General features: G+C 65.2%; 10 protein-coding genes. 5 read left to right on the top strand and 5 right to left on the bottom strand.

From position 1 onward, the window contains the following. Positions 1–37: 37 nt before the first annotated feature. From FFS21_RS19660 to FFS21_RS19640, 5 genes are all read right to left on the bottom strand, one after another. Positions 38–2,311, bottom strand: coding sequence for a TonB-dependent receptor (locus FFS21_RS19660; protein ID WP_249359504.1), 2,274 nt, complete (start codon positions 2,309–2,311; stop codon positions 38–40). Between the two features lie 245 nt (positions 2,312–2,556). Beyond that, on the bottom strand, positions 2,557–4,242 hold the full coding sequence (gene fes / locus FFS21_RS19655; protein ID WP_137926462.1) for an enterochelin esterase: 1,686 nt from the start codon (positions 4,240–4,242) through the stop codon (positions 2,557–2,559). Further along, complete coding sequence (locus tag FFS21_RS19650) at positions 4,242–6,647, bottom strand: TonB-dependent receptor (RefSeq protein ID WP_137926461.1); 2,406 nt, start codon at positions 6,645–6,647, stop codon at positions 4,242–4,244. The genes fes and FFS21_RS19650 overlap by 1 nt, the downstream gene beginning before the upstream one ends. A 127-nt stretch (positions 6,648–6,774) precedes the next feature. Next, positions 6,775–7,749, bottom strand: a complete 975-nt coding sequence (locus FFS21_RS19645; RefSeq protein WP_137926460.1) for a FecR domain-containing protein — start codon at positions 7,747–7,749, stop codon at positions 6,775–6,777. 43 nt (positions 7,750–7,792) lie between these two features. Then, positions 7,793–8,296, bottom strand: coding sequence for a sigma-70 family RNA polymerase sigma factor (locus FFS21_RS19640; protein WP_137926459.1), 504 nt, complete (start codon positions 8,294–8,296; stop codon positions 7,793–7,795). A 141-nt stretch (positions 8,297–8,437) separates the two neighbouring features. Between FFS21_RS19640 and FFS21_RS19635 the strand changes: the two genes are divergently transcribed. The 5 genes from FFS21_RS19635 to FFS21_RS19615 all read left to right on the top strand — a co-directional run. Beyond that, complete coding sequence (locus tag FFS21_RS19635) at positions 8,438–9,745, top strand: nitrate- and nitrite sensing domain-containing protein (RefSeq protein WP_137926458.1); 1,308 nt, start codon at positions 8,438–8,440, stop codon at positions 9,743–9,745. Between the two features lie 287 nt (positions 9,746–10,032). Continuing rightward, positions 10,033–10,845, top strand: a complete 813-nt coding sequence (locus FFS21_RS19630; protein WP_137926457.1) for a formate/nitrite transporter family protein — start codon at positions 10,033–10,035, stop codon at positions 10,843–10,845. Positions 10,846–10,878: 33 nt separating this feature from the next. Beyond that, positions 10,879–12,615, top strand: a complete 1,737-nt coding sequence (locus FFS21_RS19625; protein ID WP_137926456.1) for a bifunctional protein-serine/threonine kinase/phosphatase — start codon at positions 10,879–10,881, stop codon at positions 12,613–12,615. A 195-nt stretch (positions 12,616–12,810) separates the two neighbouring features. Next, a complete protein-coding gene (locus tag FFS21_RS19620; RefSeq protein WP_137926455.1) occupies positions 12,811–13,980 on the top strand; it encodes a GGDEF domain-containing protein in 1,170 nt (389 codons plus the stop codon). Positions 13,981–14,109: 129 nt separating this feature from the next. After that, a partial coding sequence (locus FFS21_RS19615) for a DUF3300 domain-containing protein (RefSeq protein ID WP_137926454.1) occupies positions 14,110–15,092 on the top strand: 983 nt, incomplete at its 3' end.

Raw genomic sequence — 15,092 nt, 5'->3', positions numbered from 1 at the left:
CCCGAATTCAAGCGGCGCGAGTTTGCTGCAAGGTGCGTCAGAAGGTGATGCCTACATTGAGCAGATAGGTGCGGCCCGATGCAGGCACCGCGCGCGAAGCGCTGAACGACGATTGATAGTTCAGGCGGTTCGTGAGGTTGTACACGTTGAACGAGGCGCGGAAGCGGCCCTGCCGGTAGGCGATCATCGCGTCCAGCGTGAGGTTGTCCGGCATGCGTGCCGTGTTGGCTTGGTTGGCCCAATAGCCGGACGCGTACTGCACGCCGCCACCCACCGACAGTTGTCCCGGTAGCGGCACGATGGTCTGCGGAATCGTGTACGCCGTCCAGAACGTGACGTTGTGATGCGGCACGCCCGGCGCAACCTTGCCGACGAACGCCGCGTTTGGCGCGCTGGTCACTTCGCCATCGAGGTACGCGTAGGCCAGGCTGACCGTCCAGTTGGGGGTCAGCGATCCATTGGCACCCAGTTCCACGCCCCGGATGCGGCGGCCCTCGCCGCTTTCGCCAAAGCCATTGATCACCATGCCGGTCACCGGATCGGTCGTGTAGGCATTGGCCTTGCGGATCTGGAACAGGGCGCCGGTGACACCGAGGCGTTTGTCGAGGAAGTCGAGCTTGGCGCCTACCTCGACCGTGTCCGAACGCTCCGGCTCGTTGGAGACTCCGTCCTTGGGCACCTCGGTCTGCACGCCGCCCACGGCCGTGGCGATGTCGGTGCCCACCGGGCGATAGGTGCGTGAGAACGACGCGTAGAACATGGCGTCCTGGGTCGGCTCCCAGATCGCGCTGATCGCCGGACTCAGCTTGCGCGAATCGGCCACGCCGCCGATGCCCGATGCCTCGGTCGTGCCGTATTCGCTGCGGAAGTAATCCCAGCGCAGGGCGCCCAGCAGCGAGATCTGTTCGTTGAACCAGACGCGGTCGCTGGCGAACACGCCGACATCGATGGCATTGGTATCGCGCCTGCCACCGGTGTAGCTCACAGAGGGATTGACGCTGGCATCGAAGGCCGGATTGACGATGGTCTGGTTATTGAGGCGACCGGTCCAATCGCCCCGGTCGCGCCGATCGCGCTGGTAGCTCACGTCGAGTCCGCCCATCGCGCGATGGCGCAGGCTGCCGGTGTGGAACTCGCCGCGCGCCGTGGTCACGTTCTGCAGTCCCCATCCGCGCTGCAGATACGTCATGCCGCCGCGCGCGCCATAGCGCAGCGCTGCGTTGTTTCCGGCCAGCAGCCGTTGCAGCGTGGCATACGGCACGCCCGCCGGGTTGGTGCCAGAGAAATCGCGCTGGTAGAAGCTGTAGCGCGTGTCGTTGTTGAGCGTGACACGGCCGAGTATGGTCTGGAACCCGGAAGTCACGATGTGCGCATCGCTCTTGTCGCGGTCGGTGTTGCGCACGTACGAGGTGGAGGGCGTGATGCCGGGCACGCCGTATTCCGAGAGCGGACGATAGATGCGATCGGCACCTTGCGCCAGCGGTTGGCCGAAATCGGGCTGGCCGTCGCGGTACAGATATGAGTAGTTGAAATGCCACACGGTAGCGGTGCCGAGTCCTGTACCGAAGTCGATGGCAAAGCCGCGCCGATCGTCATCGACATGGTCGCGGTCCGGCACGCTGCCGTTCTGGAACATGCCGTTGATGCGCACGGCCGAGGTATCCGACAGTGGGATGTTGCTGTCCACGGTCGTGCGATAGGTCTGGCCCGAACCCACGCTCTGGTCGATGGCGGTGCTGGCGGATTTGTTGGCTTTTTTCGTGGTCTGGTTGATGAGGCCGCCGACGCTGCCCACGCCAAAGCTCTCGCCAGCCGGCCCCTTGATGACTTCCACGCTATCGGTGTTGAAGCTGTCGCGCTTGTAGGCGCCAAAGTCGCGCAGGCCGTCAACGTAGATATCGCCCTTTGCCGACAGTCCCCGGATGCGGAACTGGTCGCCGCTCTGCCCGCCATTGCCCTCGCCAGCAGAGATGGTGATGCCGGGCACATTCCTGAGCGCCTGTTCCAGCGTCGTGATCTGCTGCTGCTCCAGTAATTCCTTCGGGATGACAAAGACCGTCTTCGGCGTTTCCTTGACCGTGTCAGGCAGACGGGCGATGCCGGTGGTGGCTTCGTTGGTATTCGCGGGATGCGTGCCGACGACTGTGACACGCGGCAGATCGGCGATGGCAGGCGCGGGGCGGGCATTGCCCGGTGGCGTGGCCTGCGCGTGCGCCACGAAGGGCAGTGCGGACATGGTCAAGGCCGTACCCGTTCGTGCCGCACCGGACACGAGGGCATGGATCGATGACGCGAGGATGTGTTGCTGCACGGAAAATACTCCAGCTGGACTTCGGAACAGGGGTGGACTGTCGAAGGAGGGCGGAGTAGTCAAGCATTGGAATCATCGACGAACGCAAACGTAAATCATTCGTATTTGCGGGTCAATTGGATGTGGGGCAGGGAGGGATATTTCGTTGAATTACTAGGGATGGCATTGCGCCACGCTGGTTTTGCTCCCCTCTCCCGCACGCGGGAGAGGGGAGCAAAACCTAAACCCAAACCCAAACCATAAACCTACTTCGTATCATCCGACGTCAGCACCGGACAAGCCTTCTGTCGCACGCTATCCATCCGATTCGTGTCGCCCAGCAACGCCATCAATCCACACGCCAGTGTCCCGCGCCATTGCAGATAGTCGTGGCCGCTGGCGAATTCGGCGTGCGTGACCGGGTAGCCTTTTGCGCGCAGCACGTCGCGCAGGCTGCGGGTGGTCGTGGTGATGTTGACGAGGCCGCGGCCTTCTTCGAAGCGGCCGGCTTCCATGTAGAAGCGCAGCGGCAGGCGGGGGCGTTTGGCGAATTCGCGCATCATCCAGCCGCCCTCCATCGGCGGTTGATCCGGTGCGCCACCGGGGCCCCACCAGAACGAGCCGGACTGACTCAGTACGAGGCCGAAGCGTTCCGGGTGCGTCATGCCCGCATACGCAGCGGCGAGGCCGCCGTAGCTCGATCCGGCCACGACGGTGCGGTCCGCGCGCACGGGCAGGCCCTGGCGTTCGGCCCAGGGCATCAGTTCGTTGGCGAGGAAGTCGCTGAACTTCGGATTGGGTGGCAACTGCGTGCCGCGCGCGTTGGCGGTGGGGTTGGCAACGATCAGCGCGGCAGCGGGCGGGATGCGGCCTTCGGCGATCAGGTTGTCGAGGATCGTCTGGGTCGGCACGAGCGACATGTACGCATGCGCATCGAACACCACCACCAACGCCGTAGGCTTTACACCGGCGGGACGATACAGATACACATCGCGCGACTGATCGAGGATGCGGCTCTCGATCGTGAACGGCGTGAGCGTGCCCGTTGCCACGCCAGGGCGCGGGGTGATCCACGGTTGCGGCGGCGCGTCGGGCAGTTCGACGATGGACTTCTGCGCGAAGGCGTCGGGCGCTGACTCGGGGAACACGCGCGGATTGAGCGGATCGCGCTGCATCGTTGCCACGATGGCGCGTCGACGCTGCTGCGGGGTGTCTCCGACGTCGGGCACGTCGGGCGCAAGCTGATAGCTCATGCGCGTGCTGGCCGGTACGCGATACGTGTGATACCAGACATCGCTGTTGCCGAGCCGTGTGAGCGCATCGTGATCGCCGGACGGACTGCCGAGCAGCCGCACGTTGCGTTGCGCACCGCGCCACAGGAACGTCAGCAACACCTCGTCCTTGTTCGGAAGCGGCTCGACGAGCGGCGTGCCGCGCGCGCTGATATCGCGCCAGAACGATGCCGTGTTGCCACCCGCCGCCAACGTCTGCGCGAGTGCACGAATGGCCGGACTCTCGGGCGCATCGGATGGCGCGAGCTGGGCTGCAACCGGCACCACGCTTTTCACGCGCAGTGTGTAGATGGCACCGGGCATCGGCCTGCCACCGACCGCGCCCAGCGTATCGGCGTGGTCCGCATCGACCACGAAGCGATACTGGCCACTCGCCGGCGCGACAAACAAAAATTCGCGGTACAGCGTGTTTGCGCCGAGCAGTTGGCGCACTGCGCGACCTTGCGCATCGGCCAGTGTCAGCGATGCAGCAGGGCCATCGAGCGCGCCTTGCACGACATCGCCTTGCGCCAGCGTCATCGTGAATGTGATCGGCGAACCGGGCGTCCACGTTGCCGTAGCGGGTGCACCAATGGTCAGCGCGGTTGAGAGTGGCGCAGATGAAGCGAAGGCCGGCGCCACGCAGAGCGTTGCCGCGAGAAGCAGTGAGACGCGTCGCATCAGAAGTCCACCGTGGTCGAGAGCTTGAACGTGCGCGGTGCGTTCTGCGTGACGTAGCCGTCGTTGAACGATCCGGCCCAATAGCTCTTGTTCAGCAGGTTCTCCACGCTGGCGTAGAAGCCCACGCGCTTGCCCTGGATGTTGGTGACATAACGCGCGCCCACGTCATAGCGCGTCCAGCTATCGATTTTCTGTGTGTTGGCAGAGTTCACGTATTGCGATCCGGTATAGGTGACGCGACCCGTCAGGGTCAGCGCGGGGTGCCATGGCAAATCCCATTCGAGGCCGAGGTTCCCCGACCACGTAGGCGAGCCATAGGCGGTGTTGCCATCGTAAGTGCCGCCGGCCGTCTGCGTGAGCACGGCACGCGTGTACGCCACGCCGCCGAGCACGCGCGTGCCGCGCATGACTTCGCCGAAGACGTTCCACTCCACGCCACGATGGCGGCGTTCGCCGTCGGGATTGTAGGTGTTGGTGGCGGTGTCCTTGATGAGACTCGGGCGCTTGATCTGAAAGACGCTCAACGTCTGCGTCAGACGACCGCTATCCCATTTCACGCCGGCTTCCATCTGCTTGGTCTTGTACGGCGCGAAGGTCTGGCGATAGTTGACCGCGGTGACATCGGTCACGGTATCGCCCTGGCTCAACCCTTCCACGTAGTTGCCATAGAGCGACCACTGCGGGCCGAACGGCTTGACCACGAGTCCCAGGCTCGGCGTCAGCGCGCTTTCATCGTAGTCGGCGGTCTGCGCACCGGCAGTGCTGAAGGTCTTGGCCTGTACGCGCTGATGCCGAACGCCGAGCGTCAGTTGTACGCGATCGTCGATAAAGCCGAGCGTGTCGGCAATGGCCAGGCTGGTCAGCGTGGTGTCGCTGGTCTTCGGCGCATTGGTGGGCGATGCGGCCAGGGGCGGCGTGATCGGGTTGTAGATGTTCGAGATGAACGCGGGGCTCGTCACGTTGATCGTGCCGGTACGCAGCCCGAGATAGGTATAGCCGAGCACGAGCTTGTGCGTGACCGGGCCGGTGCGCACATTGCCGCGCACGCCGGTCTCCGCCGAGAACGTATCGGTGAAGCCCTTCTGGTTATACGTGTAGCCCGTGTAGTTGCCATTGGGCTGCACGTTGTTGGCGCGCGTGCCGTTGATGAAGCCGCTGTACTCGTAGTGCAGCGAACCCAGACCGGCATAGGCGGTCCAGTCCTGCGTGATATCCACTTCGCCGCGCGCCACGAACGCGCGGTTGCGCAGCTTGCCCCATGCGCCCGGCAGGATGTTGGTGCCGGCCTTGGGTGCGTCAGGAATTTTTCCTGTGAACGATGCCATCCACGCGCTGCCGTTTCGCACCTCTTCTTCGTTCGCGTAGGCGTCGAGCGATGCGCGCACGCGCTCTCCTGCATAGTCGAGTGCGATGGCGCCCAGCGCGCGCCGCTTCGATTGTCCGTCCACGCCGGTACGTCCATCGTCATAAGCGCCATTGAAGCGCACGCCGAATGCGTTGTCGGGGCCGAAGCGGCGACCCAGGTCCACCGCACCGCCCACGTTGCCTTCGGAGATGTAGTTCGCGGTGAAGCGGTTGATGGGGTCGACGGTGGCGCGCTTCGGCACGATGTTGATCACACCGCCCACTGCGCCGCTGGGCGACATGCCGGTCAGCAGGGCAGTGGGTCCGCGCAGCAGTTCCACGCGCTCGATGAACTCGGTGGGCGAGTGACCATAGGGCGCCAGACCGTACATGCCATTCCATGCGAGGTCGCTTGACGAGATATCGAAGCCGCGCACCGTGTAGTTCTCGTACAGGTGACCCGACGAGGTGGTGAAGCGCACGGTCGGATCATTGGCGAGCACATCGCCTATGGTCTTGGCCTGCTGGTCCTCGATCGTCTTGGACGTGTACGCCGCGCTGCTGTACGGCGAATCCATCATGTCCGTATTGCCGAGCAGGCCGAGGCGTGCGCCGCGCGCGACCTGTCCGCCAGCATACGGCGCAGGCAATGCCTCGGCATCCGGCCGGCCCGCGGCTACCGTGACCTCGGGCAGCATGACGGCTGCATCGCCTGCCGAGGTGGATGGCGCGCGCACCGCAAAGCCATTCGGCACGGACACCGCCTGGAGCCCCGTGCCGCGCAGCAGCATGGCCAATCCGTCGGATGCGCCGTGGCGACCTTGCAGGCCATCTGTCTGGCGTCCGGCAAGATCGCTGGCGTTGTACGAAACCATGACGCCGGCTTCCATGCCGAAACGCGTCAGCGCAGGTTGCAGCGGCCCGGCGGGAATCGCGTAGCTGCGGGTGGCCGTCTGTGCGGACGGTGCCGGTGCCACCTGTGCCACCTCGGCAGCGATGGCGATGTGCGACCACAGTGGCAGGGAAGCGGCGATGGCGGTGAGCGCGAAGCGTGTGCCCATGAGAAGCAGTTCCTTTCAGGTATATCGCTCGGAATGAGTCGTTCATCCCGTAGGCCACCCGAAAAGCGAAAACCCCTCACGGTACTGGCACAAAAATCTCTATCGAGGAAAGAAGGCGATAGCTGGATCAGCCGCGCACAACCACCCAGTAGCGCGTCCACATCTGGATATCCACAGGCAGCAGGTGCGGCAGCGCGGTGATAACGCGGTCGGTGTCGTCGAGCGGGAACACGCCGGAGATGCGCAGTCCCGCTGCTGCCTCGTTGCAGGCGAGCCGGCCACGCCGGTAGCGCGACAACTCGGCCAGGAAGGTGTCGAGCCGCATGTCGTAGACAGCCAGCATGCCCTGCGTCCACGAGATGTCAGTGGTGTCTGCCACGTCGAGCGCATCGATATGCAGGCGCGTGAAGCGCGTGCGTTGCCCCGCCTGCAGCACGGTGACGATATCGGGCGCATCGGCGGGCCGCACTTCCACCGCGCCTTGCTGCACGCTCACGGCGGTCATGCCGTCTTCCTGCCGCACGGTGAAGCGCGTACCGAGCGCGCGCAACATGCCTTGCGCGGTGGCCACGCGGAACGGTCGATGGCTCGGATCTGCAGCGGTGTCGATCGCAATCGCGCCGGCACGTAGCGTGACAAGACGCTGCGTGGCACTGAAATCGATGGCGATGGCCGTACCGGTGTCGAGATCGACGACGGTGCCATCGTCCAGCCGAACCTGGCGACGTTCGCCGATGCCGGTCACATGATCGGCGCCCCAGGTTTCCATCGGCATCGCACGTTGAAGCTGCCACGCGCCGGTGCAGGCGAGCGTGGCCAGTGCCAGCGTCATGGCGCGGCGACGGCCAGGATTCGACGGCGGACGGCCCAGCGTCGAATGCGCCACGGAAGCCGGCACATTGCCAAGCGCGGCGGAGAACGCATGCAGGTGCTGCCATGCGCGTTCATGATCGGGATGTTCGGCGCGCCATCGCGCGCAGGCCGCTTGCGTGTGCGCGGTCACCTCGGGTCCCATCAGCGCGACCAACCACGCCGTTGCACGCATCGTGATGGCGGTGGCAATGGGCGGATGCGGCGAAGCGGGGAGCGCGGTCTGGATCATGCGGGGGCGAGTGCGAGTGTGGCGATGGGAGGCGGTGGACGCTTCAGGCAGCGAAGCAGCACAGGTGCAGCGCCTTGACGATATGGCGCTGCACGGTGGCAATCGATATCGACAACTCGGCGGCGATCTCGGCTTGCGGCATGCCATCGATCTGGAACAGCAAGAAGGCGCGGCGCACGGCAGCAGGCAGCGAGGATAGGCGGCGATCGATCTCGATCAGCGCTTCCAGAATCAGTGCGCGCGTCTCGGGATCGGGCGCTTCGGCTTCGGGCAGGGCAGCCAGGGCTTCGAGGTAGGCGGCTTCCAGTTGCTGGCGGCGATAGAAGTTGCTGACGATGCCGCGCGCCACGGTGGCGAGGAAGGCACGCGGCTCGCGCGCCGCTACTGGCGTTTCGCGCGAAAGCAGCCGAAGGAATGTGTCATGTGCCAGGTCCGCCGCGTCACCCGCACTGCCGACACGCCGGCGCAACCATCCCTTCAGCCAGCCATGATGGTCGGCATATAGCGTATGGATTTCGTCGGTGAGCGGGCGCTCGGCGGTGGGCATGCAGCGGACAGACAGCGCAACGGAAAGAGCGACATTGTAGATCTAAATGATAATGAGTCGCAATATCGATTGATGCTGTTGTGGCCGTGGCACAGAGCTTGCAGAAAGACATCACCCCCGCAACTTCGCCACACCGCTTCGATGGCCTTATCCGCGTCTCAACTCGTTCTCCACGCCAAGCAGCTTGAAATCGAGGCCGTGCGCCTGATGGCGAGTCGCGTGGAGCTGGCGGACCTGATCGGCCAGTTGATTCACACGCTGCAGCGCGAGCGTGGGGCAAGCAGTGTGTTCCTCGCGTCGGGCGGACAGCGGATGGCGATGGAGCGCGAGGCAGCCATGGCGGAGTCGATCCGTATCGAACAGCGGCTGGGCGAGCGCTTTGCCAGTCAGCTCGATGCGTCGCACAAGGGCAGCGCCTCGATGGTGACGTTGATGGCCTGGGTGCAACTGGATTTGGCTACGCTTGCCGGCCTGCGCGCCAGCATCGGCCAGTGCCAGGCCAGCGCGCTCGATGCCGTGGCGGTGTTCAGCCGCCTGATCGCCGCATTGCTCGAACTGATTTTTCATCTGGCCGATGTGGCGATGTACCCCGGCATCTCTCGACCGCTGGTGGCGTTTGTCTATCTGCTACAGGGCAAGGAAGCCGCCGGGCAGGAGCGTGCCGTGGGGGCGCAGATGTTTGCCTCGGGCACTTGCACGGAAATCCAGCAGCAGCGCGTGCTGCATCTGATCGAGGCGCAGCGCCGCAGTTTCCGAGTGATGGAGCAGTTTGCCGATCCGCCATTGCTGGTAGCGTGGCAGGGCCAGTCGCGCAGCCCAGCCGTGGCCGACCTGGAACAGTTGCGGCACGTGCTGCTGACGGCGACACCGGGTGCTGCGCTCGACGCCGAGCGCAGTGAGCGATGGTTCGAGGTCTGCAGTCAGGTGATTGCCGGCATGTGGCGGCTGCAGATGCAACTGGTGCAGGAGCTGCGCGCCGCGTGCGAGGCCGAGATCGAGTCGTCGCAGGCCGATCTGCAGGATTCGGCGGGTTTGCTGCGGCGCTTGCTCGACAATCCGCCGCCGCACACGCATGCGGTGGAGTTGTTCTTCGACGCGGCCGGACATCCCGACGCCGCACCCGTGTTGCCCGGCATGCCCAGCGACGCATCGGGCAGTGCGGACTCCGCGACGGTGGCATCACTCAAGGGACTGCTGCAGAAGCAGGCCGCACGCCTCACACGTACCGAAGTGGAACTCGATGCCGCGCGACGCGCGCTCAAGGAGCGCAAGGTGATCGAGCGTGCCAAGACAGCGCTGATGGCGCGTACCGGGATGAGCGAGGACGAAGCCTTTCGCACGCTGCAGAAGGCGGCGATGGATAACAACCGGCGCCTGGCCGATGTGGCGGAAGCCACACTGGCACTGCCGGACATCGCGCTACCAGCGTTGCCCGGGGGGCCTGACTGAAGTTCGCGGCTTGAGCGCACCACGATTGACGCTGCGCGTGCGGTGTGACCCGCGTGCGCACCAAAAGCGGGCCAATTGTGCACCGCAACGGGGGCGAGGGTTTGCCGCCCTGCAGGCTTTGCCCGGTTCAGCCATGGGCACGGTTCGTGCGACGCAACAGAGCAAAATCAAGTGGTCAAGGATGACGACGTCCTGTCCCGCGCGGTGAGCCACCGTGGGGAGAGGGGCGTCGTTTTTTTTTGCCTTGCCCGAATGCCTGTCCGCCAACGAGAAAACGAGGAAATTCCATGGCCTATCTCGCCCCCGCCGAGTTCGTGACCAAGATGGTCGATGCCGGAGAGTCGAAGTTGCTGATGTCCACGCGCGATACGCTGATCCGCGCGTACATGGCTGGTGCCATTCTTGCCCTGTCCGCCGCGTTCGCGGTGACCATCACCGTCAATACCGGCAATGCACTGGTCGGCGCGCTGCTGTTTCCGGTGGGCTTCTGCATGCTGTACCTGATGGGATTCGATCTGCTGACGGGCGTGTTCACGCTTGCGCCGCTGGCCGTGCTCGACCGCCGCGCGGGCGCAACCTGGGGCGGCGTGCTGCGCAACTGGTCGCTCGTCTTCCTCGGCAATCTCGGCGGTGCGATCACCGTGGCCCTGTTCATGGCCATCATCTTTACCTTCGGGTTCTCTGAAGCCCCCAACGCGGTGGGCCAGAAGATCGGCCATATCGGCGAGGGCCGTACGCTGGGCTACGCCGCACACGGCGCCGCCGGCATGCTGACGCTGTTCATCCGCGCCGTGATGTGCAACTGGATGGTGTCCACGGGTGTGGTGGCCGCCATGATGTCGACGTCGGTGTCGGGCAAGGTCATTGGCATGTGGATGCCGATCACGCTGTTCTTCTATATGGGCTTCGAGCATTCCATCGTGAACATGTTCCTGTTCCCGTCGGGCCTGATGCTGGGCGGCAACTTCACGATCATGGACTACATGATCTGGAACGAGATTCCTACCGTGCTCGGCAACCTTGTGGGCGGCCTGACCTTCGTGGGTGCCACGCTGTACAGCACCCACTACAAGACGGCCCCCAAGCGCGTGATCGGCTGAGATTCCGGCTGAACTCCCGCTGATCGTCCTCGCATGCGCGGCACGCTTTCGATCACCGTCGGCCAGCATTCCGATGCAGGCCGGAAGGCGGTCAACCAGGATTTCCATGGCGTGACGCAGCCGGCCGGGCAGCAGCGCATGACCAAGGGCATCGTGCTGGCGCTGGCCGATGGCATCAGTTCCAGCGCGGTGAGCCAGGTGGCCAGCGCCGCGGCCGTGCGGACGTTCCTCGAGGATTATTACTGCACGTCCGAGGCGTGGACGGTGCGGCGCGCGGCGCAACGCGTGCTGGCTGCGGTCAACGCATGGCTCTACGCGCAGACGCGCCGCAGCGACGCGCGCTTCGATGCGGATCGTGGCTACGTCTGCACGTTCAGCGCGCTGATCTTCAAGGCGCGCGAGGCCCATGTGCTGCACGTGGGCGATGCGCGCATCTATCGCCTGCACCCCCAGCGGCTCGAACAACTCACGGACGATCATCGCGTGCGGGTGTCGTCCGCCGAGTCGTACCTGAGCCGCGCGCTGGGCGCCGGGCCTGCCATCGAAATCGACTACCGCAGTTGGGAGGTGGAGCCGGGCGAGATCTACCTGCTGGCCACCGATGGCGCCTACGAACACCTAGACGCCGCCGATGTGCATCGTGCGCTGGGCACCCACGGCGAGGATCTGGACGCGGCAGCGCGCATGCTGGTGGATACGGCCATCGAACGCGGCAGCCAGGACAACGTCACGCTGCAGATCGCGCGCATCGATGACCTGCCGGACCTCGACGCGCCCGGCGTGCTTGCGCATGGCGAGCGGCTGGCGTTGCCGCCGCCGCTGACCCCGCGCATGCAGTTCGAGGGTTACACCATCGTCAGGGAGATCCACACCAGCGCGCGCAGCCATGTGTATCTCGCGGTGGATGATGGCAATGGCCGCTACGTGGCGTTGAAGACCCCTGCTGTGGATCGCCATGACGATGCCGCGCATCTCGACGGATTCCTGCTTGAAGAATGGGTGGCGCGACGCATCGACAGCCAGCACGTACTGCGCCCCCATACCGTGGAACGGCCGCGCCGCTACCTCTACGTGGCGATGGAATACGTGGAGGGGCAGACGCTGGCGCAGTGGATGATCGACCATCGCGCGCCCGCGCTGGACGAGGTGCGTGCCATCGTCAATCAGATCGCGGCAGGGCTGCGCGCGTTTCATCGGCGCGAGATGCTGCATCAGGACCTGCGTCCGGAGAACGTCATCATTGATCGCGCCGGCACGGCCAGGATCATGGATTTCGCCACCGTTCATGTAGCGGGGCTGGCCGAGGGCACGCGCCATCCGCTGGCCATCATGCCGGTGGGCACGCTGCAGTACGCGGCGCCCGAGTACTTTTTGGGCGAGGGCGGCACGCCGGCGTCCGATCTCTACTCGCTGGCCGTGCTGGCCTACCAGATGCTGACCGGACAACTCCCTTACGGATTGCAGGTGACGCAGGTGCGCAGTCGGGCCGATCTGCGGCGGCTGCGTTACGTGCCGCTGCGCGAGCGGCGTGCCGACCTGCCGCAGTGGGTGGACGACGTACTACGCCGCGCGCTGCATCCCAATGCCGCGCAACGGCACGAGGCGCTGTCCGAGTTCGTCGAGGCCCTGCGTGCGCCGGGGCGCGATGCGCTGCAACGCCTGACGCCCCCACTGATCGAACGCCATCCGCTGCGGTTCTGGCAGGCGCTCTCGCTCGGCCTGGCCGTGATGGTCGTGCTGCTGCTCGGTTTGCGCGCGGCAGGCGTCTAGACAGGCACCTGATACGTCTCCCCTCGCAAGTTGCCCCTCATGAGTGGGGCAGAACGGCCGTTAGCCATGCTATCTCTTCCTGCGGAGTGCGCCCGGCAAGGCAGCAACCGCCGGAGATACGCGAAAACCACCCGGTTTCCCACGTAGAATGCGGCTGGCCGCCGTGATGTATCGGCGCACTGTTTTGTCATCTGGATGCCTGTCGATCTCGCCACTCTTTATTTCCTAGCCATTGGCACACTGCTGGCCAGCGCCGGCATGATGTTCTGGGAGTTCCGGACCCACCCCACGCGCAGCCGTGAACTGCGCATCCTGGCGTCCGGCTTTGCCACGCTTGCCGTGGGCTGCACGGCAGTCCTGTTCCGCCGCGAACTGCCCGGCGCGCTCGGCTCCGCCCTGAGCAACCTGATCATTCTGAGCGGCTACCTGCTGGTGCTGGCCGGCGTGGCCGCACTGAGCGGGCGGCAGCATCGCAAGGGATCGCTTGCCTTGCTGGCCGGCATGGCCGGTATCTGGGCGGTCTGGGGATCACAGTGGCTCGACGTGATCTGGGCGCATGTGAGCGCCTTGCCGATTGCCGCCATCGCCGCCATGACGGCGTGGGAAATGCATCGGTGCCGCACGCTGAAGTCACGCGCGCAGCACATCGTCGTGGCGGTGACGAGCTTGCACGCCGTTCTGTACGCGGGCCGCGCGCTGGTGCTGCCATGGTTCGTCGCCGACTATCCCGGCATCCTCGCGCTCTCCAGCAAGATCACCATCTACGAAGGCGTGCTGTATTCGGTCATCCTGCCGATGACGCTGCTGAAGCTGATCCGCGATGAAACGCACGGGCAGTTATTGCGCGAGTCGCAGACGGATTACCTGACGCGCCTCGGCAATCGCCGCTGGTTCTTCGAGCAAGGCGCGCGCGAACTCGACGGTGCGCGCGGACGTGGACCCGTCGCTGTGCTCGCCTTCGACCTCGACCATTTCAAGTCGATCAACGACCGGCACGGCCACCAGCGTGGGGACGAGGTCTTGAAGTCCTTCGCGGAAACCGCGCGCGATGTGCTGGGGTCGGATACGTTGCTGGCCCGCATCGGCGGCGAAGAGTTTGCCGCGCTGCTGTGCGGCGACAACGCACGCCGTGCGCGGAAGCTGGGCGAGGCCGTGGCCGCACGGTTCGCCGCGGCGGCTTCCCATCGCAGCGACAGCGCCGGGATTCTCGCCACCGTCAGTATCGGACTGGCCCAGTACGACCAAGACGTGCCGACCCTCTCCGAAGGCCTGGCCGCCGCTGACCGCGCGTTGTATCGGGCGAAGTCGCTGGGCGGCAACCGGCTGGAAACTGCCGCGGACCCTCTCCCCTCCCTGACCGGCTGAACGCCGGGTATCGAAACGCCCTATTGGACCAAGGGTCCATTGCCGCTCTCGGCACTGCCATCTATATGTTCTGCACGGCACCGGTTGCAGGATCTGCATGGCGGTGCGCGATTCCTGGGGAGGAACGCCATGACGGCTGGCGGCGCGCGGCGCGCGCGGTATCCACGGCAGGCCTGGCCTACGGCTGTTGCCGCAGTGCTGGCGTGCGGCCTGGCGTGGCTGCTGGCCGGCGTCGGCCATGCGCATGCGCAAACGGCACCGCCGCAGTCTGCGCAGACCTCCACTACGACCCCATCCGCCCCGGCGTTCAAGCCCGAGGAGCTGGAAGCACTGGTGGCGCCCATCGCGCTGTATCCCGATTCCGTGCTGTCGCAGGTGCTGATGGCTTCGACCTATCCGCTGGAAATCGTGCAGGCCGCGCGCTGGCAGAAGGCCAACGCGAAACTGAAGGGCGATGCGGCCGTCAAGGCTGTGCAAGACCAGCCGTGGGATGTCAGCGTGAAATCGCTGGTGGCGTTTCCGCAGGTGCTGGAGCCGCTGAACGACAAGCTCGACTGGACGCAGAAACTGGGCGATGCCTTCCTGGCGCAGGAAAAGGATGTGCTCGCAGCGGTGCAGCGACTGCGCGCGAAGGCCCAGGCATCGGGCAACCTGAAATCGAACGAGCAGCAGAACGTGACGGTGCAACCCGCCGCGCAGGGCGCCACGACGCAGACCATCGTGATCCAGCCTTCGAACCCGGAAGTGATCTACGTGCCGGCCTACAACCCTACGGTGGTGTACGGCAGTTGGGGCTATCCGTCGTATCCGCCGTACTACTGGCCACCGTATCCGGCGTACTACCCGGGCGCTGCGTTGATGACGGGCTTTGCGTGGGGCGTGGGGCTGGCCGCTGCCGGCGCAATCTTCGGGAATTGCAATTGGGGCGGCGGCGATGTGAACATCGACGTGAACCGTGCCACCAATATCGACCGCAATTTCGATCGGACCAAGGTGGAGGGCGGCAACAAGTGGAAGCACGACGCGGGGCATCGCAAGGGCGTGGCATACCGCGATAACGCCACACGCGAGAAGTTCGGCAACAACGCCGCAGGGGCGGATCGCCGCAATGA

It is taken from the genome of Cupriavidus sp. 2SB (assembly GCF_005503625.1).
Lineage (GTDB): Bacteria > Pseudomonadota > Gammaproteobacteria > Burkholderiales > Burkholderiaceae > Cupriavidus.
This window is presented reverse-complemented; position numbering and strand designations above follow the sequence as displayed.